General features: G+C 63.9%; 17 protein-coding genes, 1 tRNA gene and 2 pseudogenes. 7 read left to right on the top strand and 13 right to left on the bottom strand.

All coding sequences use genetic code 11. The features are described from left to right. Positions 1 to 10: 10 nt before the first annotated feature. Positions 11 to 1,372: a TIGR04222 domain-containing membrane protein gene (locus M0G41_RS05395; protein ID WP_248206170.1), complete on the bottom strand. Its 1,362-nt coding sequence runs from the start codon at positions 1,370 to 1,372 to the stop codon at positions 11 to 13. 110 nt (positions 1,373 to 1,482) lie between these two features. Here M0G41_RS05395 and M0G41_RS05390 point away from each other — a divergent pair. Next, positions 1,483 to 1,559, top strand: a tRNA-Arg gene (locus M0G41_RS05390). Between the two features lie 596 nt (positions 1,560 to 2,155). Here the strand turns inward: M0G41_RS05390 and M0G41_RS05385 are convergent. The 9 genes and pseudogenes from M0G41_RS05385 to M0G41_RS05345 all read right to left on the bottom strand — a co-directional run. Further along, positions 2,156 to 2,839, bottom strand: a pseudogene (locus M0G41_RS05385) (IS5 family transposase); the annotation flags it as partial. A 65-nt stretch (positions 2,840 to 2,904) separates the two neighbouring features. Then, a complete protein-coding gene (locus M0G41_RS05380) occupies positions 2,905 to 4,338 on the bottom strand; it encodes a DUF2254 domain-containing protein (RefSeq protein ID WP_248206167.1) in 1,434 nt (477 codons plus the stop codon). A 211-nt stretch (positions 4,339 to 4,549) separates the two neighbouring features. Then, a complete protein-coding gene (locus M0G41_RS05375; RefSeq protein WP_248206165.1) occupies positions 4,550 to 4,918 on the bottom strand; it encodes an HPF/RaiA family ribosome-associated protein in 369 nt (122 codons plus the stop codon). A 252-nt stretch (positions 4,919 to 5,170) separates the two neighbouring features. Further along, positions 5,171 to 5,635 carry a hypothetical protein gene (locus tag M0G41_RS05370; protein WP_248206161.1) on the bottom strand — a complete coding sequence of 155 codons (465 nt, stop codon included), beginning with the start codon at positions 5,633 to 5,635 and terminating at the stop codon, positions 5,171 to 5,173. Positions 5,636 to 5,745: 110 nt separating this feature from the next. Then, positions 5,746 to 6,189, bottom strand: a complete 444-nt coding sequence (locus M0G41_RS05365) for a PRC-barrel domain-containing protein (protein ID WP_248206158.1) — start codon at positions 6,187 to 6,189, stop codon at positions 5,746 to 5,748. Positions 6,190 to 6,815: 626 nt separating this feature from the next. Beyond that, positions 6,816 to 8,153, bottom strand: a complete 1,338-nt coding sequence (locus M0G41_RS05360) for a GNAT family N-acetyltransferase (protein WP_248206153.1) — start codon at positions 8,151 to 8,153, stop codon at positions 6,816 to 6,818. Then, positions 8,153 to 9,085 (bottom strand): hypothetical protein, encoded by a 933-nt coding sequence (locus tag M0G41_RS05355; RefSeq protein WP_248206149.1) that lies wholly within the window; start codon positions 9,083 to 9,085, stop codon positions 8,153 to 8,155. Before M0G41_RS05355 ends, M0G41_RS05360 begins: the two co-directional genes overlap by 1 nt. A 232-nt stretch (positions 9,086 to 9,317) precedes the next feature. Next, the gene (locus M0G41_RS05350; RefSeq protein WP_248206142.1) at positions 9,318 to 10,292 is read right to left on the bottom strand and encodes a phytanoyl-CoA dioxygenase family protein; all 975 of its coding nucleotides are present in this window, start codon (positions 10,290 to 10,292) and stop codon (positions 9,318 to 9,320) included. A gap of 180 nt (positions 10,293 to 10,472) precedes the next feature. After that, entirely contained in the window at positions 10,473 to 11,270 is a 798-nt protein-coding gene (locus M0G41_RS05345; RefSeq protein ID WP_248206140.1) for a Crp/Fnr family transcriptional regulator, read from the bottom strand. 249 nt (positions 11,271 to 11,519) lie between these two features. Here M0G41_RS05345 and M0G41_RS05340 point away from each other — a divergent pair, with 249 nt between their 5' ends. Then, the gene (locus tag M0G41_RS05340) at positions 11,520 to 12,272 is read left to right on the top strand and encodes a Crp/Fnr family transcriptional regulator (RefSeq protein WP_248206137.1); all 753 of its coding nucleotides are present in this window, start codon (positions 11,520 to 11,522) and stop codon (positions 12,270 to 12,272) included. Positions 12,273 to 12,566: 294 nt separating this feature from the next. On the opposite strand, the gene M0G41_RS05335 is transcribed toward M0G41_RS05340, so the two are convergent. Continuing rightward, positions 12,567 to 14,012: an ATP-grasp domain-containing protein gene (locus M0G41_RS05335; RefSeq protein ID WP_248206132.1), complete on the bottom strand. Its 1,446-nt coding sequence runs from the start codon at positions 14,010 to 14,012 to the stop codon at positions 12,567 to 12,569. A gap of 84 nt (positions 14,013 to 14,096) precedes the next feature. On the opposite strand from M0G41_RS05335, the gene M0G41_RS05330 reads away from it, so the two are divergent. The 3 genes and pseudogenes from M0G41_RS05330 to M0G41_RS05320 form a co-directional block, all read left to right on the top strand. Then, positions 14,097 to 15,290, top strand: coding sequence for an exopolysaccharide biosynthesis polyprenyl glycosylphosphotransferase (locus M0G41_RS05330; protein WP_248206129.1), 1,194 nt, complete (start codon positions 14,097 to 14,099; stop codon positions 15,288 to 15,290). Between the two features lie 46 nt (positions 15,291 to 15,336). After that, positions 15,337 to 16,614, top strand: a complete 1,278-nt coding sequence (locus M0G41_RS05325) for a hypothetical protein (protein WP_248206127.1) — start codon at positions 15,337 to 15,339, stop codon at positions 16,612 to 16,614. A gap of 217 nt (positions 16,615 to 16,831) precedes the next feature. Further along, a pseudogene (locus M0G41_RS05320) lies at positions 16,832 to 18,436 on the top strand (WecB/TagA/CpsF family glycosyltransferase); the annotation flags it as partial. 153 nt (positions 18,437 to 18,589) lie between these two features. Here the strand turns inward: M0G41_RS05320 and M0G41_RS05315 are convergent. Then, on the bottom strand, positions 18,590 to 19,933 hold the full coding sequence (locus M0G41_RS05315) for a cellulase family glycosylhydrolase (RefSeq protein WP_248206125.1): 1,344 nt from the start codon (positions 19,931 to 19,933) through the stop codon (positions 18,590 to 18,592). Positions 19,934 to 20,227: 294 nt separating this feature from the next. Next, the gene (locus tag M0G41_RS05310; protein ID WP_248206122.1) at positions 20,228 to 22,459 is read right to left on the bottom strand and encodes a cellulase family glycosylhydrolase; all 2,232 of its coding nucleotides are present in this window, start codon (positions 22,457 to 22,459) and stop codon (positions 20,228 to 20,230) included. Between the two features lie 610 nt (positions 22,460 to 23,069). Between M0G41_RS05310 and M0G41_RS05305 the strand changes: the two genes are divergently transcribed. Both M0G41_RS05305 and M0G41_RS05300 read left to right on the top strand, forming a co-directional pair. Beyond that, positions 23,070 to 23,969 carry an SLBB domain-containing protein gene (locus M0G41_RS05305; RefSeq protein WP_248206119.1) on the top strand — a complete coding sequence of 300 codons (900 nt, stop codon included), beginning with the start codon at positions 23,070 to 23,072 and terminating at the stop codon, positions 23,967 to 23,969. After that, complete coding sequence (locus M0G41_RS05300; protein WP_248206116.1) at positions 23,969 to 25,432, top strand: GumC family protein; 1,464 nt, start codon at positions 23,969 to 23,971, stop codon at positions 25,430 to 25,432. The genes M0G41_RS05305 and M0G41_RS05300 overlap by 1 nt, the downstream gene beginning before the upstream one ends. The last annotated feature ends 65 nt before the right edge of the window (positions 25,433 to 25,497 follow it).

The raw sequence follows: 25,497 nt of genomic DNA, 5'->3' as shown, positions 1-25,497 counted from the left end.
GCGCGGCCACTCAGTCGCCGCCGCCGCAGCCCCCGCATCCTGATCCGCCGCCGCCGGAATCACCGTCCGAGCCGCCGGAATCGCCTCCGCCATCGCCGCTGGAGGGCGGGTGGCGCAGGGTATGGTAGTCGGCGAAGGCGGTACCGGCCAGCACGCTGGTACCGGCCAGGGCCACGGCAAGGCCCAGTTGCCCCTTGCGCGGCGCGCGCAGCATCACGGCGTGGCGGCCTCGGAGCGTCTGCAGCAAGCGCCTGCCCGCGGCGCTGCGTCCGGGCCGGACGAAGTGGAAGATCAGGGCCAGCACCAGCGAGAGGATGACCAGCACGACGAGGAAGGCGACCGGCCGCTCGCGCTCGAGACCGATCGCGATCTTCAGCACGCCGAAGCCGGAAAGCAGCCACCAGGGCAGGGCGCTGAACAGTGCGATGCGCCGCGCGTGCTCCGGTGCCAGCCACCAGCCGCCGCGTACCAGCTGATCGCGGATCCCGCGGATGGCGCCAGACTTGTCGGCCAGGGTGAGTCGTCGGGGTGGACCGGACAGGTGGGGCAGCAGGGCGCGCTGCAGCGGGTCCGCGGGCAGCTCGCCGCTCCGTCGCACCAGCTGTCTGGTGTCCGGGTTCCAGTCCAGCATGCCCTGCTCGTGCAGATCCGCCGCCGCGGCATCGACAACGCCCCGAGGACCGGCGCTGAGGTAGGCGACCTGCCAGACCGAAGGTTCGATCGATTCCGACGTGGCGGTAGATGCCGTGCCCCGGTGCCAGAGCCGCCATCCCAGGGAGCCGGCGAGGCAGAGTGCCATCAGAAGCAGGTAGAGCTGCAGGAAATCGGGGCCTTTCCAGTCCAGCGGCCCCAGCGCCACGGCGCCGGCCAGCCCGGCCGGCAGCAGCAGCGCCCAGCCCCAGCGGGCAGATGCCCGAAGCCTGGGCGCGGTGGGCGCCGCGCCACGCCAGGCCGGCCACCAGACCGGATCGGGGTCGCCGAACAGCTCGCAATAGGCGTGCAGGGTCTCCGCATAGGCCAGCCGCAGCGCCTCGCGCTCGCCCGGCCGGCCCATCGAGGGCTGGTGGTGCAGGGAGAAACCCAGGCGCTCGGGGCAGAAGGACAGCCAGTAGTCGCGCGACCAGGTCAGGTGCAGATGCCAGACGCGGTCGACATCGCGGCTTGGCACTGCCCGCCCGCCAAGACGGGTAGCCACCGCGCAGAAGCGCAGGTATTCGGTGATGGCGCGATCGCAGGTTGCCAGATTCCAGCCGGTCTCTTTCGCCAGCTGCTGGCGAAAGCGGACCTGCAGCGCCGGCTCGGCACCGGCCCATTCCAGGATCCGCCGGACGCGATCGGCGCAGTCGGCAGGGGACGCAGTCGGCTCGTTCATCGGCGCTCGCTCCGTGGGGCCTTGCCGGCTACAAGATCGCGCACTCGGCGCCATCCCGCCAGCGTGCCACGGTGACCCCGCGGGGCGGCCTGTGTGACAATCCGCGCCCTGCCCCCGTAGCTCAGCTGGATAGAGCGTCCCCCTCCTAAGGGGAAGGTCGTGCGTTCGAATCGCGCCGGGGGCACCATTTCTGCGGGCTGCAGCGGCTCGGTTGTGCATAAAAGTGCAATGCGATGCACGAAATAAGCACAGTTTGCACACCTGACTGCCGCCGCGTGGGTATGGCCAGAAGATCGACCGCCCCTCGCCATCGCGCATGACCGGCTTGGCGGGCCCAGCTCCCCATGACTGGCAGGCCGACTGCCCAGTTCCGATGAGCTGCTGACCGGCTGCAACCGACCCATTCTTCGCTTTCGTCACCACCCGGAATTGGACACTCGGGATTGACCCGGCGAGGCTGCCCCAGGACTTGCTACGAAACCCTGTCCGGAACTGGACACTGGCGGAACGACCGGTGAGGCTGACCCAAAACCGGCTTGAGTCTCTGGGCGATTCACATCGGCTTGAACAATCCGCTGAGGAAGGTCTGAATAAGTGGATAGCAGGGCGGCCGTCTTCATCGCGGCGCCTTGGTGTTAAGAGCGATTCTCATCTGCTTGCGGATTTTCCGCGTTCCAAGCTGGATTCCTTCTCTTCTCCGTCGGGCATTGCTGCAACACGGCTGGGCTTGGCGGCGATGTGCCGTTACGGCGGATGCTTCTTTCTGGGGTGGCGTGGCTTCATGCGCCTGTCGGCGCCGGTGTAGGCAGAGTCGGCCCAGACCTTCTCTTCCTTGCGGTGCAGCAGATCCTGAGCGACCTCGATGTCGGCCGCGTTGGGCGGCGTGGTCTGCACCGTATGCACCAGGCCGCTCTCCGCATCGACGCCGACGTGTGCCTCCATGCCGAAGCACCACTGGTTGCCCTTTTTCGTCTGGTGCATCTCCGGATCGCGCTCGCCCTCTGCGTTCTTCGTCGAGCTGGGCGCAGAAATGATCGTGGCGTCGACAATCGTTCCGCGCTTCAGCAGCAAGCCCTTGCGGGTCAGGTGGGCATTGATGCGCTCGAAGATGCGCGGCGCCAGGTCGTTTGTTTCGATCAGCCGCCGGAAGTTGAGAATCGTGGTCTCGTCCGGAATCGAATCGCGCATGGACAGCCCGGCAAACCGCCGCATCGAGACGATCTCGTACATAGCTTCTTCCATGGCCGGATCGCTCAGTCCAAACCAGTTCTGCATCAGGTGGATGCGCAGCATCGTCTGGACCGGATACGGCCGTCGGCCGCGTCCTGCCACCGGGTAGACCGGTTCGATCTCCTGCAGCAGTGCATGCCAGGGCACGACCTGCTCCATCTCGGCGAGGAAGATTTCGCGCCGGGTGCGCTTCTTCTTGGCTGCGTATTCGGCGTCGCCGAAGCTCATCTGCTTCATGGGAAGATAAGGATTCCGGGGTGCGGTCATGAGACCACAGTCAGGTCGACTTGTTCAGAGGTTCCCTAGATCGGGATCCGCTCGGCTCGCGTTGGCCGTGTAGGGCCGACGTTGACTGGCATGGCCGATGCATCGTGATGCTGACCCGTTCCCTGGCCACTCGGGTCGAGAACTGCCGACAGAACTTGCATCGCTGTCGCCGCGCTTGCCTCGACGACGGCAAGGTCGTCCGCTTCCGGCACGGCGGACCGAGCACCTCTGCCGATCATCTCGACGTGGCGCTGTAGACAGGCTGCGTCCGGCTCGCGTTGCACGCGACTGGCGATCTGAGCGATCGCATCAAGCAGGCGAACGGCTACCGCCGGGGTCGACCGCGCGCTTTGCCTGATTTGATTGAACGCCAGGTCCACGATGCCGTGGAATGACGTTTGCGGGGCCACGAGCCGCAGGTTGCCGTGGGTATCGAATCGAAGCGCTAATGGCATGTCGCATCGAGCCAGGCGGCACAATGCCGATTCCAACCGATCGACGCAGGCGATCGCCGTGAAATGATCATTGATTCCGGGCGATAGTGCGCGCACTGCCATCTCGACCAGTTGATTGAATGAGAATGCGATGTCCTGGTTGGCGGTGCGCTGGTCGCCGAGCACAAAGGCGGCGTTGATCTTCTCTTGCAGGCGCGGGATGACGCGATCCCGCGGCCAGACCATGGCCATGGCCCGCCCTTGGGTCAGGTAATGCCCGGGCCGGCTTTCGAGCCGTAGCAGCAATTCCTCCTTGCAGGCCAGCTCCATCAGTGCCTCGTCGTCGATCATCTGAAGGTAGCCATCTTTCAGGGCGCGCAGGGGCCACGCCTCAGATGCAAAGGAGGCAGGCAGGCATTCCTCGAGCGGCACGGAGGGGTGGGGCGGGCCGGCCGTGCCGGCTCCGCCGGGAAACAGGCGCTCGATCCCTTCGTTGAGTTCCTTGCCGACGCGTGCCACCACCTGGTCGGCCTGGATCGACACCGAAATGTGATGGATAAAGTAGATCAGCACGCCGACGCTGACGATCGCGAGCAGCACGCCAAGACTGACCGAAAAATGCGGCACGAAGCCAAGCTCGCTGCCGCGTCGGATGGTGCGCAGCACCAGCAGGCAATACATGAAGGTGGCCACAAAGGTTCCCAACACCACCTGATTGACCGTATTCCGCATGAAATTGCGAAGCAGGCGCGGGCCCAGCTGGGAGGACGCGAGAGACAGCGCGACGAGCGTCATCGAGAACACGGTGCCGGCGATGGCAATCATGGAGCCGGCTACCGTGCCCAGCAGAAGGCTGGCCCCCTCGGCACCTCCCGAGTAGGCCCATCCCGGGAACTGCAGCCCGCCGCCATCAACAGTCCTGTCGAGCTCGACCGCAGAAAAAGCCAGCCCGATCGCCACGCACGCCATGATCGACGGCACGAACCAGAAGCTCGATCGAAATCGGCTCCAATAGGTCATCAGCAAAGTCTTCAAGTGGCTCTCCTCTACGCGTCTGATCTGACGACGTGCGCGCGCAGGTGCCGAGCGGACCACTGGGACAGCGTGGGCACCCTCGCGGTCGAACCCGATTCTCCGTTGCACCCGGACGCCAGCCGGCCCGCCTGCCGCAACGTAGAGGGTTAGAAGTGCTGTCGGGCCAGTGTGGCAAACGCACCAACCGGCGTTCAGCCGACACGCGGTTCGCTCAAGCGGCGTTCGGAGGAGGCGACGGCCTCGCCCGCGAGCGCGGTGATCCTGCGCGCCGCTCGTGGCCCCGCCCAATCCTGCTTTCCAGCAAACGCGCCAGCTTCCCTGCGGCGCCCTGCACCGATTGTTCCAGCGTCGCGGCCTGCTCAGTCACCGCAAGCGGGCTCCGGCCCTCGATGCGAGCCTCAAGCATGCAACGTTTATCCTGGTGTCCGGACTTGGTGCCGTTCTCGTCGCTCAGATGCACTTCCACGCGGGTGATATGTTCGCTGACGTGTTCAAGAGCGTCCTCGATGATGCCGCTCATATGCTCGGCCAACGCTTCCTTCCCGCTGATGTGGGCATCGGTGTTGATCTGGATCTTCATCGTCTTCTCCATAACGGGACTGGGTCTGGATCAGCGTGCCAAAGTGGTGGTGCAGAACGTTTTCCTGCCAGACATGGGAGGCGTGAGGCCTTCAGAGCGACGGGGGCCTGGTTCTGTGTGCCAGCTGGTGCCTGTCCGCACCCCTGCGTGGCCAGGACGGCCTCCTCTCGACGCGTGCGGACCGATGAAGGCCAGTCGGCCCGAAGACCGACTGGCTGACAACGCGATTGAGGAAGCGCCCCACGGGGTGGATCAGCGATTGTTGTTGGCGGCTACCAGTCGGGCATCACGCTCGGCCACCGCCTTGGCCAGCGCGACCGCCTGGGCTGCATCGGCGGCGCTTCGGCAGGCGTCCAGTTCGGCGCCCTTGAGCTTCTCACAGCGCTCCATCGCGACCTGGTGCCGTCCCTCGGCATCGGTGGTCGCCACGTCGTAGTCGCGCTCGGCCTTGTCCTCCATCGCGTCGGACTCTGCGGCAGCCACCTGTCGGCGGGTGTCGATATTCTCCTCAGCGCCGTCGCGCCGCGCGCTGGCGAGGTCCGCGGCGGCTTTCTTGCGGGCGGCTTCGGCATCCTTGCGTGCGGTCAGGCTCTCCTCCGCGGCGTCCTGCCGCGCATCGGCGACGTCCTCGTCGACCGCAGTGGAACTCTTCTGGCAGGCACCCAGCGTCACCAGGGCGATGATGGCAACGGATAGCAGTTTCGGTGTGGTACGCATGATGTACTCCGACGCTTGGGAAACGGGGCGCCCTCCTGGGCAGGGCTGCTGCCGGGGCGGGCGGGAGTCTGGGGTCAGGGCGTTGAACGGTTTCCCGCGCCCTGAACGGGTCAGATCGGGCGATCCGAGGAGACCGGTTCAATGCCGTAGTAGCGGTGGATGCCCTCGGCCCAGTCCGGGTTGGCCATGTTCGGCCAATGGTCCGCATCGAAACCGGGCGCCGCCTTGAGCCGCTCCTTGTCCACGTCGAGACTGAACCGCTTGTTCTCGACATCGAGGCTCAGCGCATCCCAGGGCACGGCGAACAGCTTGGTGCCCATGCCGAGGAGGCCGCCGAAGGACAGCACCGCGTAGCCGATCCGGCCGGAGCGCATGTCGAGCATGATCTCCTTGATCGAGCCGATGTCCTCATCGCTGCCGTTGAAGACGCTGTTGCCGATCAGCGTGTCGGCACCCATCAGCTCAGGGCCGGGGCCTTGACGTGTGCTGGGTCCGAGCGGCGGATTGAACGGGGCCTTGTACGTGCCCAGTGGGTCACGCTGCGTGTAGTTCATGGTGTTCTCCGATGCATACCCGCTGTTGGGAATGTCGCGCGGCGGCGGGCGGGCGACCACGCATTCGAGAATGGTCGAGGAGCAACGCCGGGTCTGTGCGACAGCGCGCTCGAGGGGCGAGGTCGATGTCGCTGGATACGCTGGCGTGGGCAGCATGACGGGCCGCTCTGGGACTACGGGCTTTTCCGGGGAGCCGTCTCGTGATCGACGGTCATCCAGGAAATGGCCCCCTACAGGACGACCCGGTCGTCGAATCACCCTTCATCCGCGCCGGGTCAGTCTGAAGCGATGCTTCGAACCGGCCTGTCCTCGCGAGGATCGGCGACCTGCATAAGATCTCCAGGCAGGTCCTGATCGACTAGGGAGACTCTGAACAAGTCCAGCGCCCCGCGCCGGAGGTTGTGCAGCCGGCCAGCAAGGCGGGCGTCGCAGGCCGTGGTGGTGCCACAGCCAAGACGCGCAACACAGCTGGATGGCTGCACAATCCCGGCCCGAAGGGTTGCCACGGTGTGCGCCCCCACCCGCGTTGGCCACCTTGAACGTGGCACCACCACGTCCCGCGGCGTCCGCCTTGGTGCGAACGCGCACCGTGGCAACGCGGGGCACGGGACTTATTCAGAGGCTCCCTAGCGCGGACACCGACCCGACAAGCTGGGCCGCCTTGAAGTAGCGAACGGGAGCGCTTCGTCAAGCTGCGCTGCCGACAGCAGTTCGCCGCCACCGCCCCGCGCCCCGCATACCAACGCTGCAAAGCGTTCGCGGTGCGTACGGTAGGCCAGTTGGACGCAGGCGCTGTCGCAGGACACCTTCTCGATACCGAGGCGCGTGTGCCGTACCGGATTCATCCGGGCTTGGCCGGTGTCTGCGGGTCCGAACCAGCGTTCTGCCCATCGGCGCCTCGTGTCGCCCAGTATGCGTCGCCAGTGAAACGGGGAAACCCTGCGATAGATCTGCAGGCTTTGTGTCCCTCGCATGTCGGCGAGCCAGCGCAACTTGTAATAGTCAAAGCCGCGCAACAGGTTGAATCGCTGATACCCGCCCTCAATCGCATGTCGCATGCCCATCAGCAGGATGGCTGAGCCGGGCGCGAGTCGGGCGTGGCGGTCGTCGTAGACGATGTGCAAGGCATACAGACTCTGATCGAAGGCTCCGCTGATCAGGCCGGCAATTGGCTCACCGTCAAGAAACAGCAGCTGAATCGATATCTGCATCGGCTGTTCGGGTTCCATCAGTCCCCGGAAATAGTCGACCGATTGCTGCGCGCAGCCGATGACAGCTTCTGTCCGCGCCTTCCAACTGTGTGGCTCGATGCTTCGATACGCATCAAACGCAGCCGCCAGGGATCGCGGGTCGCAGATGGTCAAGACCTGCACATCGCCCGCAGCGAGCAGGTTTCGCATCTGGCGGCTGACATTGGAGCGCGACTTCTTGGACAGGTCGGCGAAGTAGCGGGCGATGGACTTCCAGCGTATCTGTACGGTGCCATTGGCCATGGTGGGCCAGAGCTGGTGACGGAACTCCCCTGAGCTGGCCTCCGTCGGCGGATGCAGTAGCGCTGAGGCAGCGTCCTGTTCGCCAAACTCCAGCAATCCCCATTCCTGTCTTCGACTCAGCAGATAGGCGTAGATGGCCCCGCTGACCAATGGCGCGTGTTGGGGGCGCGAGATCAGCCCGGGTCGATCCGCGTGATGCGCGGTCAGCAGCTCCAGCTTCGCCGCCTGCATGCCGAGAACCCTGTGCCGGCGCCACTTCAGCGCGATGTGGCCCATCAACACATCGCCACTGAATACCAGCAGTAGCCACAAGCGGTCACCCGCCCCGAACAGCTGGCCATTGCGCAGATAGTTCTGATAGAACTCGAAGGTCGAGAACGGATCCGGGCGCGCCGCCGAAAGATTCAAGGCATTCATCGCCTGCTGGAATGGCTGCGCCTGTTGCAGGCGGTGGAAACATCGGACTTCCATCAGACCTTGGCGTCGAGCGCGACGACGCCTCCCGGTGCGTCCGCGGCCACACGAAGCGTGGGAACATGTCGCCTGAACTGCAAAGGATTCAGCCCGAGGCGGTGAGCGGCACGTTGAACCCAGGTCTTGCCCAGCGCGATCACGCCGTCCTCGCGCAGCGATAGATTCCGAACGCCCAGGCGGGTGCGAAAGAACCGGTTGGCGATATACAGCTGGAAGCGACGCCGGCTCGCCGCGGTGAAATGCTCGGTGGAAAGAGAAACATTCAACGAATCATGATTGCAGAGCCGATGAGGCGCATTCTGTGGCCAGCAGATCCACTGTCCTGGTTGCAGCTCATGGACCTGGGCCTCCTCGTCATAGTCGGCCTGGTAGGGCAGATACTCGTGTCGTACGCCAGCGAAAATGTCTTCCAACAGTTCGCGTTGCATGTAGCGCGGATCCAGCTCTGGGTAGATCCACAGGCGTTTTCTGCCGCGAATATGCCAGAGTGTCGAAGCCGGTCCATCGGCGTGGTAGTAGACATGGGCGCCCGGTGAAGAGATCAACAGGGTGCCTTGACTTGATCTCGGCAAGAATCCGGGTATCTGTGTGCTGAGTGAAAGGTAGAGATCATCGATCAGACGACGGTAGTTCCTGTCGGCCCGATCCACCCGCGTCACGTTCAGCCATAGCCTGCCTTTGCGGACTGCTCTCAACAGATCCGAGCCGCTGACGCCGTCGTGGCGGGCGGCCTGGTTCTGGTCGACGCGTGTCGGGTCCGTTCCGGTACTGAATGCGTAAAGATGTTCGCGCGGAAAGCGGTCCAGCAGATCGATCAGTGCCGCGTCCGTGAACAGCTCATGCTCCGCCAGTCGGTGACTACCCAATACGGTCCTTTTCCCAAAGCTCGCCCGCTGGGCGAAGGGCAGCTCCAACGCAAGCGCAGACATTCGGTTGCCTCGGACTGTGGATGTCCCATCGATACTCGTACTTGTGGGTGGGACTATCTGTTCGGCCGCGCACACACGCCAGTTCATCGTTGCGGCGAGGCACCGACAGGCGTCGAGCTGCGACCGGGGTCTGGTCAGGTTGTGTGGCAGCGCAGAGAGCTCAGGGCCGCTGGCGATGTTCAGCCGTTGGCTGCCGCGCCCGAGATCCAGCCAGATACGTTGTGGCCCGTTGCTAGACGCCGATCAGGCGGAACAGAACTTGCCGAAGTGTGCTCAGCATGCGTCGTGCCCTGCGCAGGAGCAGTACCGCGAAACCACCGCGATAGCGCCAGCGGCGTTGTCGCTGCAGACTGGATGTCCGCTTGGACTCAAGCCAGACCACCTTCACTGGCTTCTCTCGCTTCAGTGGCGGCCCGCGGAACACCAGGATGTAGGCCAGGCGATCCATGCTGGATCGATTGGGCAGCGCGGAATGCAGGGTCAATCCGTCGTGGAGCACACAGACCCCGGCCCGCAATGGAGCCGTGACCGCAGCGTGCTCGTCAAAATGAGTCGTGGGGCATTCCAGGGCATGAATCCTCGGGTCATCATTGGGCGAACAATGCGGCAGCACCGGTCCATGATTCGATCCCGGTAGGTAGCGCATGCAGCCGTTGTCTTCCGATACGTCCTGCAGGGCAATCCAGAAGCTGATCTGGTCATGACGGTAGTGCGGATCCTGATTGTGGGCTTCGTCCTGGTGCCACGGGGTGGCGGCGACGCTGTTCGCGGGTTTGAGAATGCAGTGATCGAAGCAGAACTTGGCGTCCCCGCCCAACAGCTGCTGAGCCATCGCCTGTATCCGATGGAAGTGCTTCGTGCGTAGGAGTGAGGGTGCGTACAGGCTGGGTTTCACCAGCTGGGGCTGAACCGGACTGCGTTGATCGATGTCGAGACTGAGCATGTCGAGCTGATTGCCCTCGTCGCGCCCCGCGCTCTGCGAGAACAGCTGCTCCAGCACGGCACGGATCTCCTGCAGCTCGGCTGGCGCGCAGCTGCCGCGTGCGACCAGATACCCGTCCGAACGAAAACGCTCCACTTCAGATGCGGAGAAGGGCGGGGAGTACGGGGAGTGCGGCTGCGCGGCCGGCGAAGAGGTGACCTCGGGTGACTGGCTGGCGCCTGGTTGACACGAGCTGCCATCGCCATTCCAGTTGACCTGCGACACGGGGCTATGGCCATCGAGAAGTTACCCCCAGCATGCCGCCAAGACGTTTCACCGTCGGTGGGTTAGCACGCACACCGTAGGCACCTCACAACCCGTGCCAGAGCGAGTCTGTAGGGCCGTGAACGGTGCCTTCAGACTTGCGAGCCCCACACGCAGGGTGGGCCAGGCGGCAGGGATCTTCTAGGCCCTGACGGACAGGTGCCGTGGCGAGGCAGCGGGCGGCGGAGCGTATCGCCGAAGGAGCGTGGGATTCTGTTCTTGCGACATGCCATCGCGCGGAAGCAGCCGGTCGGTCTCCTTCTTGACCACGCGATAGCACTCGCAGCTCAAGGCTTCCAGCCTTGGGCGATCCAGCACGACGATACGTCCGCGGCTGTAGGTGATGACTTTCAGCTTCTGCAGCTTGCGCGCCGCCTCCGTCACGCCCTCGCGGCGAACCCCAAGCATGTTCGCGATCAGTCCCTGGGTCATGATCAGTTGATTGCCGGGCAATCGATCAAGGGACAGCAACAGCCAGCGACATAGTTGCTGAGCGATCGTGTGGTGTCGGTTGCACACCGCCGTCTGCGCCATCTGGGTGATCAGAGCCTGCGTGTACATCAGCGTCAATGCCATCAGGGTGCCATACCGTTCGAACTCGATTCGGGCCAGGGCGCTGGGCAGCCGATAGGCGAGGCCCGCACTCTGCACAACGGCCCGACTCGGTGTGCTGGCACCGCCCATGAAGATCGGAATGCCAACCAGGCCCTCGTGGCCCACTACCGATATCTCAGCGGATGCACCTGTCCTCATGACGTAAAGCAAGGAGACGATCGAATTGATCGGGAAGTACACCCCCTCCAGCTGGTCGCCGCGTTCGTAGATCACCTGGCCAAGCTCGAGTTCAACCAGCTCCATCTCGGGCCAAACCCGAGAACGCACCTCGGAAGGCATCGCATTGAGTATTTGATTCTCAGCAGGCAGAAGGAAGTTGGACATGGGCTCGCGCCGGCAGTAGTGGGTAGGGAGTTTGCGGAGGGTCAGCGTAAGCCGACTTCTATCCAGCGGCTGTTCGCTGGCGCACCCACTCGCCGGGATAGTCTTGGTCGAAGAGCTGACCGGGCGATCACCCGATGAGTCCGTTGAGCGGGCAATGCTATGTACGCTTTCGTACCGACATCAGCCCCCGGTGTGAAGACAGTTGCTCTGTCTGCGTCTTCTTCAGCCACTGATCCGTTGGAGGGCGATATGAATGCTTCCGTTTTGCGCCAACACAACAAGCTTCTGGCCGCGATGCCACCTGACGTGTGCGCGCGTCTGGAGAAAAGCCTCTGCCTGGTGGAGTTGCCCTTAGGAAAGGTGCTGTACGAAGCTGGCGAAGCGATGCGGTACGTGTATTTCCCCACTGACGCCATCGTCTCCCTTCTGTACGTGATGGAGAACGGTGCATCTGCGGAAATTTCCGTGGTGGGCAACGAGGGCGTGGTGGGAGTATCGGTGTTCATGGGCGGTGGCAGCACGCCCAGCCGTGCGGTCGTTCAGAGTGGTGGTCAAGGGTTTCGGCTGCCGGTGAGCTGCCTCAAGTCCGAGTTCGATCAACACTCCGAGATGATGCTGATTCTGCTGCGATACACCCAGGCACTGATCACCCAGATGGCTCAGACGGCCGTGTGCAATCGTCATCACACGATCGACCAGCAGTTGTGTCGCTGGCTGCTGCTTTCGTTGGATCGCTTGCCAAGCAACCGTCTGTCGATGACGCAGGAGTTGATTGCGAACATGCTGGGCGTCCGTCGCGAAGGAGTCACCGAAGCGGCGGGCAAGCTGCAGAAGCTCGAAGTAATCGAGTACAGCCGGGGACGAATCACGATCCTGGATCGTCCCAAGCTCGAGGCGCTTTGCTGCGAGTGCTATCAGGTGGTCAAGGATGAAACCGACCGGCTTCTCCCCGAGGCGCGGCCAACACCCAACGAGTCGATCGCGCGATCACCAGTCTCCTAGGGAGCCTCTGAATAAGTCCTGTGCCCCGCGTTGCCGCGGTGTGCGTTCGCACCAAGGCGGACGCCGAAGGACGTGGTGGTGCCACGTTCAAGGTGGCCAACGCAGGTGCGAGCGCACACCGTGGCAACCCTCCGGGCCGGGATTGTGCAGCCATCCAGCTGCGTTGCGCGTCTTGGCCGTGGCACCACCACGCCCTGCGACGCGCGCCTTGCTGGCCGGCTGCACAACCTCCGGCGCGGGGCGCTGGACTTGTTCAGAGTCTCCCTAGGTGATGTTCGAGGCGTCTGTGCATGTTCAGCTTACGGTAGGGCTGCCGTCGCCGGACTCGCGCCGAATGGTGGCGGGTCGAGCGCGTCGGATCCGGGCGCGCAGGCGGGCCAGAACGCCACGTTCATTCCAGGGAAGATCGAGGCCATCGCGAACCAGTGCCGGTGTCGACCAGGGCACATCGTGATGCGCGGTGGCCAGATGGGGGCTGTGCGGGTCTCTGAGACATTCTCCCGGGAACAGGGCGATCTGCGGGTTGCAGATCGAGTCTGCTCTCGTTGGCATAGGCGTGCCACCGAGCCAGCTGCAGAGCGCAGCGGGCAGGTCGCCGCGGCTGCCGAGCGGTAGATGGCAGGTCGGTGTGGCACGCGGATTGAGCTCGATCAGATAGTCGAGACCGGTGGCCGCCTCGATCACGAAGTCCAGACCGCACAGTCCCGACAGCCCCAGCCCGCGGACCACGCGGCGGGTACTCTCATTCATGCCGGTGTGATCCATGATGCGGACGACGGTGGCCGGTCCCGTCGCTCCAGCCGTTTGGGCTGCCATGGCGCTGATGCCGGCCAGAACCGTGCCCTGACGGCAGGCAACGGCCCGATTGGCCGGCACGCCAGCAATGAACTGCTGGATGGTGATCTGCGGCCGAACGCCGAGGATCCAATCCTGAAGGTGGGAGACGTTCCGACGCAGCAGCCAATGCCTGAGGGCTGGCAGGAAGCGCGGCCGGCTGAGTGTGCGGAACGCAGCGCTCGCCTCGGCAGCGCTGTTGACCACTGCAACGCCCTGTCCCCCCCAACTGCCATCCGCTTTGAGCACCGCGGGGAAGCCATGTCGCCCGCCCCAGGACTGCAGCGAAGATTCCGTATCCAAGGTCGCCTGTTCGGGGACCCGCACCCCCTGCGCGGCGGCCAGCGCCAGCAAGGCGCCGCGATCGCTGGCCTGCGAGGCCGCCGGCGGTGTGCCCAACGAGCGTGCGATCAGCCTGCGCACTGGCTCGTGCTCGACCTGATCGCCCAGGCGCCGATACAGTTGGGCAAGCGCCGCCGTGGCGGCATCGTCGCAGGGCAGCAGGAGGTCGGCGCTTGACGCGGCGATCGCGCGGCGCAGTGATCGCAGTCGTCCGAGCATCGCCGGAGCGCGATGCAGCCGCTCCACAACGGCAGTGGTGGACAACGGGTGATCGGACGGGCACCACGCCTGAACCTTGCAGCCCAGCTCATCAAATGCCAAGGCGAGTCGTGCCGAGAGCGGCCAGCGCAGGGTGGTCACCAGCAGCACGCGCAGAGGCTTGCCCTTCGCAGATATGGTCGCCGGCCCCCTCGGGTCGCCGGTATTGCGGGTGAGGGCGGCCACGGCATCGCTGGCGATCGGCGTCGTCGGGGAGGGAACCGTTGGTGTCATCGGCCGCGCCAGGTCCATGATCAAACGACAGGTATAGCGCTGCAGCACGCCCGCGTCGGTACGATGAAACACCGAGGCATCGCATCCTCCCGGCGCTCTCCCAGGTGGGTACGTCAGCGTACAGACCTGTCCGGCAGCGCTGACTAGCCTGCCGACATGATCCCTGCCTCCGTCCAGCCACGCTCACCCGGTGCCGCGCCTGATACCGACTGGCTGTCGGCGCTCGGGAGCAGGGGTGGCGATGTGTTGCCGCTCGTCGACTTCTGCTCCGTGTTGTCCGTCGGGCTACTCGCTCAGCTCAGTTACGCCAGCTGGGCGACGAGCGATGCGGAGGCGCTTGTCCGTTTGTCCTGGATCCTGTGTCTGATGGCGCCGTTCATTCTCTATGACCGGGACTTCATCGACATCGCCGCACGTGGCGATTGGTTCGGGCTGGTGCGAGGTCATGTCCTTCGTTTGATGACCTTTGTCGCCCTTGCAGCGGGGATAGCCTATGCCGGCCGCTGGCTCGAAGCGCTGCCTCTCGGTCTGTTCTGGCCTTGGCTGATCTCCGTGCTGGCGCTCACCAGCCTGAGTCGCGTGGCATTGGCCCGGCAACTACGCGCCTTGCCGCTGGGTGAGAGCGTGCAGCCGCAGCCCGAGCGGACCGATGGCAGTGGCACGCGACTTCAATCGACCGCCCCACCGCAACGCCGCGATGACCGGGATGGCGTCCTGCTTCTCGCCGAGCGTCCGATCAGGCGCTGGAGCGCGGCGATTAAGATGAGTTCGGACTATGTTCTGGGTGCGCTGATCACGCTGCTGCTGTCGCCTGTTCTGCTGGTCGTCGCGATGGCGATCCGACTCGAGAGCCCCGGACCGATTCTGTTCAAACAGCGTCGGCACGGCTACTGCAACAGCGAGTTCGACATCTACAAGTTCCGCAGCATGCGGGTCGATTGCGACTCAGGCAGCGCGCCGCTGCAGCAGACGGTTCGCGGTGATCTGCGTGTCACGGCGGTGGGCCGATTCATCCGCAAATGGAGCCTGGATGAACTTCCCCAGCTGTTCAACGTGCTGCGGGGGCAGATGTCGCTGGTCGGGCCACGCCCGCATGCGGTGAACATGCGTACCGCCGAGCTGCTTGGCTCGGAGATCATCGACAGCTATCCGCATCGGCACCGGGTCAGGCCTGGCATCACCGGATGGGCGCAGGTCAACGGGGCGCGCGGGGCGACCGACACGACGCAGCAGCTGCGTCGTCGCGTCGAGCTGGATCTTTTCTACATCGATCACTGGTCGCTGGCGATGGACCTCAAAGTGCTGTTGCGCACCGTGTCCGCCGTGCTTCGCCCCACCAATGCGTTCTAGCCTCGCCTGGAGCTGAACCGATGAGCGCAGTTGTCCTCCCCGCGACATGAACAGGTCTCCTGAGGGCCGCTTCAAGGCACCGAACGGCGGCGCTCTGTCCAGCGTCTGGCATCGCGCGGAGAAGGCAATTCGAGGACACCCGTATCGCGCGCGGTTGACAGGACCCGTCTTCCTCACGCTGGCTATGGCTGCCGCGCTGAGCTGGTCGTCGGTGACCCGGGCCCAGTTTCAGGCTACACCCTACGTGGCGACACGGATCGAGTACGACTCCAACGTGTTCGACCTGCCAAAGCGTGGCGAGGACGGCAACACCGCAGTTGGCGCTCTCGTGCTCAAGGGGATTGTCGGGGCTGAGCTCGAATGGCTGATCGGTCAGCAGCGCCTGCATTCCACGCTTGAACAGCGCCACATCAAGTATCAGGAAATGACTGAGCTTGACCACAGCGAGTACCTGTACGAGCTGGCTTTCGACTGGCGCCGCGGCAGCCTGCTTGATGGAGCGATGGACTATCGTCGGGAGCGCAGGATGGCCTCGTTCCTCGATCGCGTCATCACAGAGTTGACGCTCGAAACCGAGCGCACGGCAGGCGCGGCACTGAACCTGGCCGTGTCACCGCGATGGCGGTTGGAGACGGCATTCGAATCGAGGCAACTGCGGTCGCCCTTGCCGGAGTTCCCGCGGTTTCAGCTGGAAGAAGAAACTTCACGGCTGGGGCTCCGGTATCACGTGGACGACCTCGTCAATGCGGGGCTTCTGCTGGAATCCATTGGCGGAGGATATACCGGTCAGATGGCGGCACCGAGTTTCGAGCAGCTGTCCTGGTCGCTGATGGCAGCACGGACCGTGCCTGGATTGATGCAGATCGATGCGGCGCTGGGTTACACCCGCAGAAAAGAGGGCGCAGGCACCGGGTCCAGTCAATCAGCGGTGATCGGCAGCCTGGGCTATCAACGCGAGATCAGCGGAAAGACTGCGCTGACATTGATCGCTTTCCGGCGCCTGCGAAGCAACACGGCCGATTCGGAGGGTGTAGTGGAGGTTGGCCTGGATGGCGCACTGCGTTGGCAGCTGACTGACAAGTCGAGCATTGATGCGTCCTATCAGGTGACCGGAAGTGACTATGGCAGCAACGGTGTGCTCCCGTCAGATGAGGCAAGACGTGACGTGCTTCAGCAGTTCAAGCTGACGGTGACCTGGCGTGCGCGACGTTGGCTGCTGTTGCGCCCGTATGTGGGCTATCAGTGGCGAACCGCCAATCAGGCATTGTTTCGCTTCAGCGGCTACGCGGTCGGCTTGGACATCGTGCTTCGTTTCGAGCTCTGACCGATCCAGGAGTCAGGCTGATTTCGCTTGTCGGGTGTCGTGCGGCGCAAGAGCTCGTTTCCATCGACCATCATGAGCGAATCCGGTCGGACATCAGTCGCCGGCGTAGGCGATGGCCTATGCCCACGCGCAGTAGGCGATACCGCACTCAGTGCAGGCCCGTACCCAGTACCGCATCGAACGGAACCTGGAGGGCGGTGGGTGCATCCTGAACGACATGGATGCCGCGCTTGGTGACAACCTGAAACCCATTCGATCTCTGTCCGGTCGCGAACGCGTCGCCTTGGTGGGCGACCTCCTGCCCGCGGTGGATGTCGCTACCGTCCTGCTGGCAGCGCTGATCAGTACAGTGGCCTACAGCTACTGGTCTCCCGATCTTGCGCCGTGGTCGACATGGGCCTCTGACGGATGGAGAGCGGCCTTTGGTGCCGCCCTGCTGTCGCCCTTGCTCTTGTGTGACCGGGCATTCGTCGACTTCGCCAGCAGCGGCGACAGCAGGGCACTCGTGCGATGTCACCTGATTCGATTCGCCATCCTTATCGCCGTGGTGTTGGCGATTGGCTACGCCAGCCCATCGCTGCGCCAGCTGCCCGGGCCCTGGCTGGGACTATGGCTGCTCAGCACGCTTGTCCTGACCGCTACGGTGCGTTGGCAGCTGTTGGCGACGCTGCGTCGGCTGGAGCACGCCAAGAACTTCTCGGTATCGGTTGCCGTCGTCGGCAGTGGGCCGGCGGCCGATGCCTGGATTCAGCAGATGGGCAAGGCACGTGGCCGTTGCATCAGGATCGTTGGCGTATTTGACGATCGGGGTGCCCGCGGAAGTGCCTGTGCCTACCCGCCGACCGGATCGATTGCGGACCTGGTCGAACTCGGCAAGTCGCAGGCGCTGGATTGGGTCGTGTTGACCTTGCCAAGCTCGGCGCAGTCTCGGATCCAGGCGCTGGTGCATCGCCTGATGTCGATTTCGGTTCGAATCGGCCTGTGTCCCGAGGCAACGGTCGGGTCGGATGCATCCCCCGGGGGCACTGAGGTTTCCGGCGGCGGCAGATTGTTGTCCGTGCTGGTGCCGCGCTGGATAACGACCATGCTGAGCATGCCAGGGATCGCCATGCAGCGATTGTCCAGAGGATTGCGCCCGGGGACCTCACACTCCAGTGACACCCACCACGAGGCGTTGCCTTTCGTCATCGACGACCATGACCTTGAGAGCTTCGCCCGCCTGGCAGCCAACTACGGGGATCAATCGTTTGCCTATGTCGTGACCCCGAATGCCGACCACCTGCGTCGACTGCATGGCGATGAGGGTTTTCGTGCCGCCTACGCCGAGGCCGACTACACGCTGCTCGACAGCCGATTCCTGGCCCGGCTGCTGAGCGCCAGCCGGGGGTTGAAGCTGCCGGTGTGCCCGGGTAGTGATCTGACGGCAGAGCTGTTCGACCGCGTCATCCAGCCACGCGACAAGGTGGTCATGATCGGCGGCAGCGAGGCCCAGGCCGCACGGTTGTGTACCAGGCACGGATTGCAAGGACTCAAGCACTTCAATCCGCCGATGGGCTTTATCAAGGATCCGAAGGCAGTCCGTGCGTGTTTGCGCTTCATTGAAGCGAACAGCCCTTTCCGCTTCTGTCTGCTGGCGGTGGGGTCGCCGCAGCAGGAATTTCTGGCGTGCTGCCTCAAGCGGCGCGGCCGGGCGCGCGGAATGACGTTCTGCATTGGCGCTTCGATTGATTTCCTTACCGGCGTCGAGACGCGGGCACCGAAGTGGATGCAGCGAACCGGGCTTGAGTGGACCTATCGTTTGATGCGGTCACCGCGGCGAATGGTTGCGCGCTACATCCTGAACGGGCCGCGCACATTGTGGCTGCTGCGTCGCACCGATGTACGTCTGCGTGGGTCCACCCGGTGCGCGGTCGATCCTGGCAGGTATGGGCACACTGTTGCGAAGAGGAGGCTGCAGCCATCGCTCGTGCGCCGCTCAGTGGGCGATCAACCATCGGTGGTAGGCCTTCCCATAGCCCTCGGACGGCGTTCCATCGGCGTCCTTGATCAGCACATAGTCTGGGCCGCTCCAGACGTTCCAACCCCAACCGAGCACGCTGATGCCATTGAGATCGGCCCAGCGGGTGATGGTGTCGACCAGCGGTGCACCCACAGTCCCGGCCGTATTGCGGTCACCGGTCTCGGTGGCGATCACCGGAATCCCTGCGCCTAGAATGTCCAGCACCTCGTTGTAGACGCCTGGCGCATAGTTGGGCTGGGCGTAGGCGGCCGAACCCCAGGTTGCGCCAAAGGTGGGGTAGGGGTGCCAGACCGCCGCCATCTGATTCAGCGGGTCGGTCGGTCGATGCGACAGCCAGCCACTGAACTCCTGCGCGTACATCATGCTGCCGATCAGTACGACATTGGTGGCGCCGGTCGCGCGCACGGCATCCAGCATCCCCTGATAGCTGGCCACCGCCCACGGTTGCTTGATGGTTGTCCAGTTGCCGCTGCGGCTGGTGGCAGGGAATCCGCTGAAGCTGCCCTGGGTGCCCTTCATCATGTAGGACCACGCGTCGCCGGAGAACTCGAAGTTGAAGAACGGTTCGTTGAACAGTTCGAACATGACCGACGGATTGTTCTTGAACTGGCTGGCCACCGAGGTCCAGAACGCCAGCGAATGATCGGCATTCGCCATCTGTGTCTGCAGCATGGGGCAGGCGTTGCCCGGCGCGGTCCAGTGGAGATCGAGAATCACGTAGAGACCCGCGGCATTGGCCTGTTCGACCTGGGTCTGCACAGCCGATCGGTAGTTGCCGGCAGGATCGGGATTGATCACATTGCCGCTGGTATCGACACAGCTGCCGCCCAGCCAGGATGCCTCGTTCAGGGGGATGCGCAGGATGTTGACTTTCCAGGCCTGCAGGGCCGCCCAGTTCGGTCCACCAGGCTGTCCGGCCTGACCCCCGGACGGATCGTTGCCGCTCCAGCCTTGAACGGCGGCGAACTCGAATCCGCTGTAGTTCACACCACGCAGCTGTATCGCGTTGCCGTTGCCGTCGATGAAGCGATTGCCCTGGGTGCGCAGCGAAAGGGTCGATGGTCCTCGGGCGCCCGCACTCGCATGGCTTGAATGGACACGTGGCGCAACGGTGCGGTGATCCCTGCCGAAGTGCTCCCCAGCCAAGGCCGTATCGACGCAAACCAGTGACCAGATGAGGGCAGCGACAGGCAATCGGGATGGAATGGGCACTGGCCGGTCTCTCGGTGTTGGACGCGTCCGCGCGCAGATGAAGCGAACTGGCACCAACGCTACCGTCGTCTGCCTGGTTCTGATCATGCTCGGCGGCACCATCAGTAGTCCGTCGCGCACGGGTAGTCTGTTCGCTGCGCCGCTGAGGTGGAGCCAATGCAGGGTGGCGACGCACTGGGCAGTGGCGAATCTCCGGGTCCGGCCACGCGATGTGCGATGGGAGGCTATATGCGCTAGCGAACAGCGATCTGCGGACTGGCCGAGTAGGCTCGCTTGCATGAACCGGGCAATGCCATGAACACGTTGGCGTCGCGAGGCGCAGCGCCACACCAAGGAGCGGGAACGGCGGTCATGGGGCCGTTCCCGCTGGTGTGGGATCAATCAGTGGGCGAGCAGCCAGTCGTGAAACACCTTCCCATAGCCATCGGTCGGCGTACCGTTGACGTCCTTGATGAGGACATGGTCCGGCGTTTCCCACACGTTCCACGTCCAACCGAGCAGGCTGATGCCGTGGAGATCGGCCCAACGGGTGATGTTCTCGACCAGCGGCGCGCCCACGGTACCGGCCGTATTGCGGTCACCGGTTTCGGTAGCAATTACCGGAATGCCGGCGGCGAGGATGCTCAACACCTCGTTGTAGACGCCTGGCGCATAGTTGGGCTGGGCGTAGGCGGCCGAACCCCAGGTTGCGCCAAAGGTGGGGTAGGGGTGCCAGACCGCCGCCATCTGATTCAGCGGGTCGGTCGGTCGATGCGACAGCCAGCCACTGAACTCCTGCGCGTACATCATGCTGCCGATCAGTACGACATTGGTGGCGCCGGTCGCGCGCACGGCATCCAGCATCCCCTGATAGCTGGCCACCGCCCACGGTTGCTTGATGGTTGTCCAGTTGCCGCTGCGGCTGGTGGCAGGGAATCCGCTGAAGCTGCCCTGGGTGCCCTTCATCATGTAGGACCACGCGTCGCCGGAGAACTCGAAGTTGAAGAACGGTTCGTTGAACAGTTCGAACATGACCGACGGATTGTTCTTGAACTGGCTGGCCACCGAGGTCCAGAACGCCAGCGAATGATCGGCATTCGCCATCTGTGTCTGCAGCATGGGGCAGGCGTTGCCCGGCGCGGTCCAGTGGAGATCGAGAATCACGTAGAGACCCGCGGCATTGGCCTGTTCGACCTGGGTCTGCACAGCCGATCGGTAGTTGCCGGCAGGATCGGGATTGATCACATTGCCGCTGGTATCGACACAGCTGCCGCCCAGCCAGGATGCCTCGTTCAGGGGGATGCGCAGGATGTTGACTTTCCAGGCCTGCAGGGCCGCCCAGTTCGGTCCACCAGGCTGTCCGGCCTGACCCCCGGACGGATCGTTGCCGCTCCAGCCTTGAACGGCGGCGAACTCGAATCCGCTGTAGTTCACACCACGCAGCTGTATCGCGTTGCCGTTGCCGTCGATGAAGCGATTGCCCTGGGTGCGCAGCGAAAGCCGGCTGTCGTTCGGCGGCGGTGGCGGCGGTTGAGTCCCGCTCACCGTGAACGACGAGGCCGTGAACGCCACATTCGAAGGGTTGAAGATCCCGATCGCACCGGACGTTGCTCCCGCTGGCACCGTTACCTTGACCTGCGAGTCGCCGAGCACGGCGACACCGGCGTTGTGAGCAGCCCCCACCCATGCGGCATTGACGCCGGTGAACCCGGAGCCATTGATGGTGACCACGGTGCCGATGGGTCCGGAGGTCGGCGAGAAGTTCGATATGTAGGGCTGTGGGTCAGCCGGCGGATCCGCGGAGCCGCTGGTTACCGTGAAGGGCGTGGCGCTGAAGGAAACATGCGCAGCGTTGAAGATCCCGATCGCCCCTGTACTGGCATCGGCGGGTATCGTCACCTGAAGCGAACTGTCGCTGAGTACCGAAACGGCGGCATTGCGCGATGTGCCCACCCAGGCATTATGGACGCCGGTAAAACCGGATCCGAGCAAGGTGACCACACTGCCGATCGGGCCCGAAGCGGGCGAGAAGCTGTCGATATAGGGCTGCGGGTGGGCCACCGGTTCCCCGCTTCCGTTTCGGATCGTCACCGTTGCGAGCGAAGGACTGCCCAGCTCTGCCGTGCCTTGTGCACGGGTCAGTCGGACGGTGAACGTACGGTTTCCGGTGTAGGGCGTCACGGCGTGTATGGGTATTTCGATGGTTCTCTCCGTGGAATCCCCGCGACGCCAATAGAGTCCGCCGCTCCGGGACGTGTAGTCGATACCCGAACGCGCGCTGCCGTCGGTCGTAAGGTAGTTCACGCTGACCTTGGAGGTGGAATCGCTGCTGCGATTGACCCTCACACGCAGGGTTCCGCCCGACTGACTGGCGGCATAGTCCGAGGCCGAGAACGAGATCGTTCCCTTTGTCTCCAGCCGAGCGGGCTTGCTCTTGCCGAGGTTGAGACCGGAAACAGCCGTGGCCCGCGCATCCGCCAGGTGCTGTTCGCCGGAATCGTCGGTTCGTACCGAGCTCGGGCTCTCATCCGTGTAGTCCGCGGCCTGCGCCTGAGCTGCCGGCATCGCGGTCACCCCGCCTGCAAGCAAAGCGCCCAGCATCCATTGCAGCGTGAGTGGTGGCGTCCAACGCATAGTGACTTTCTCCTGATTCGATCTGCCGAGTACGTTGCATGACCATGCGCTCAGTTAAGAACTCACTTGATGCAAGGCTGAAGATCAATCGATGTTGATCCTGTAAGTGGGGTGTACCACTTAGTGTTTGTCTTCGTGTCAACAAGTCATTGCTCGGAGCGCTCCGCCACAGCATTTTCAATGCCCGTTCGTCAGGTCATTGCAGGCGAGATCAATGTCCGCTTCCGCACGCATGGTCCTGGATCCCGTTAACTATCAATCAGGTCCCGAAAATGGCATCTGTTGACGCACGACGCCCTGTGCTTCCGGTCCAACGGAACTTTCCGTTTCACCGCCGTTCACGCTCGCGTGGCTGCGCGTCTCAGAAGCGCGTGGGAGCTCGGTACGGAGACGCACAGACCACTCGGTTCCTGGTCGGTAGAACATTGCTTGACAGGCCCGCCACGAACACGGCCTTGGCGGTCTTCTGAGGCGCCAGAGCGCTTCGCATGGAGCAACAGGAGGCGTTGTCGAGAGCGTGTTGAGCGTTGCTCTCAGTGGTCATCGTGGCAAGACCCGTCAGCGTCGAACCATCACCGTGCCGGTGCTCCGGCCATGCAGGATCATCGAGATGAATCACTCTTTCTCAGTCATGCTGGACAGCGGCCTCTTTCGGAACTTCCGCTGGTTCGGGCACGTCACGCTGGCCGCACTGTTCCTTGTGCCACTGTCAGCGCACCCTCTGCACGCGGAGGGCATCGCGTCTGTGGATGACCTTGCTGCGCTGCCGTCTGTGCAGGAAGTCCCTTTCCTGTCCTTGGGGGTGGGCGATGCAGTGAGTCTGCAGGTGTACGGCCGGCCGGAGATGCAGATCACGACCTATGTATCTGACGACGGAAGCATCACGGTTCCGCTGGCGGGGAAGGTCTCAGTGCTGGGACTGTCGCCGGCCGAAGCGGGGGAACGGGTGTCCGATGCTTTGCGTGAAGGCGGATTCATCCTGGACCCGCAGGTCACCCTCCTGATCACCCAGTTTCGGAGTAGACAGATCTCGATACTTGGCGCCGTCCGCTCCCCCGGTCGATTCGTGGTCGAGTCCGATGCAAGCCTGATGGACGCGTTGGCGTTGGCAGGCGGCATCAGCGATAGCGGCGGCCAGACCGTGCTGGTACTGCGCACGGGAGGCGACGGCGAGACCAAGCGTATCGCGGTTGATCTCGGCAGCATTGAAAGCGGGTCGGTAGCCCTGCCGTCGCTCGCTCTGCAGAACGGCGACGCCGTGTTTGTGCCGGTCTCCGAGCAGTTCTACGTCTACGGCGAAGTGAACGCGCCCAACATGTACCGGCTGGAGCCGGGAATGACGGTGATCCAGGCGCTGGCGCGAAGCGGAGGGCTGACGCCACGCGGCAGCAGTCGGCGCATCGAGATCCGACGCCCCAGAGCCGACGGCAGCTATGGTGTTCAAGCCGCAGATCTCGCCGATCTGATACAGGCCGACGACGTCATCCGTGTGAAAGAGCGCATCTTCTGATGAACGCCGGCGACTTCCCGTTGACCCCGGTATCGGTCCAGCACACGAACGCTATGCCGATGTTGCCACCCGAGTATCTGCAGCCGGCGATTTCAGCGCGACAGTTCGCCACCATTCTGTGGACCTGGCGCCGGCTCACCCTGTTGATCGGCACCACGGTCATGGCGCTCGCTGCCGTGGCCATCGCCTTCTGGCCGCGAACCTATCAGGCGACAGCTACCTTGATGGTGAACTTCGAGGTGAACGACCCCCTCGCCGGGCGAGAGTTTCCCACCGGCCTGCTGGCCAGCTATATGGCAACCCAACTGGAGCTGGCGGGTGGTCTGCAGATCATGCTGGCGGTTGTCGATCGTCTCGATCTCACTACTGAGGCCAAGTACACCGACGGATTCACCGGCGCCGGCGACGACATCAGCGGCTTGCGGTCATGGGCAGCCTTGCAGGTGCAGCGTCAGGTCAGCGTCGATCAGGGGCGCTATGGCAGTCAGCTGCTGTCCGTCACCTTCGAGGCTGGCGACCCGGCAGCGGCCGCGGAAGGTGCCAACGCGGTGGCCGAGGTGTACGCCGAACAGCAGCATCAGCGCCTCACAGGTCCGGCCAACGAACGCGCCCAGCGCTACACGGAGCAGTTGGGTGAACTGAAGGACAAGGTCGCCTTGGCTCAGGAGCAGGTGACCGCATTCCGCCTGCGCAGTGGATTGATCGACTCGGAGTCAAAGTACGATGTCGACATCCTGCTGCTGTCCACGTTGCAGCAGCGATTGCTGGAAGCCCAGACCGCGCGGCGGGTGGCGGCAGCCCGCGCTGCATCCGATCAGTCCGTCGGCAACGCTGTCCTGAACTCGAACATGGTTCAATCGCTAAAGGCCCAGATCGCGGCAGGGGATGTCCGCCTGGCTGACCTGACGACGACATTGGGGCCGCGTCATCCGCAAGTGCTCGAGCTGCAGTCCCAGCAGCGGGTGGCGAACCGCGCACTCAGCAAAGAGTTGCGCGCCTACGCCGGCAATGCCCGCAACGAACTGCAATCCGCCAGTCTGCTCGAGCGCAACCTGCTGAGTGCGGTAGACAGTCAGCGCACCAAAGTGCTTGAGGTGCGCGAAGTGCAGGACCGCGGCGCCAAGTACCAGTTGGAGCTGGCGTCTGCACAGGCGGTATACAAGCGCGCCCTTGACGGAAACGATCAAGTCCTTTTTGCGTCCGCCGGTGCGTATCGCAATGTTGACTTCGTCAGTCGCGCGACACCGCCATCGAAGCCCAGCAAGCCGAAGTTCGGGATGCTTCTGTTGCTTGCGTGTGCTGCTGCTGCAGGCTTGGCGCTTGCAGTGCCATTCTGTTACGAGATGTTGAATCGGCGAGTGCGCACGCGCGACGATCTTGAGCGCGACCTCGGCATTCCCGTTCTGATCGACCTGGGCCCCACTGCAAGCAGCTCGGCATCCTTGACGGCCGCCGCCGCATGAGCGCGCCGGCCGTCCAATCGAATAGCGCTCCGCTGGTTCCGAGTGATCGGGATCCAGCGACCACG

The organism is Pseudomarimonas salicorniae (assembly GCF_023156535.1).
GTDB lineage: Bacteria > Pseudomonadota > Gammaproteobacteria > Xanthomonadales > Xanthomonadaceae > Pseudomarimonas > Pseudomarimonas salicorniae.
Note: the sequence above shows the minus strand (reverse complement) of the source record. Positions and strands in the feature narration are given on the sequence as shown.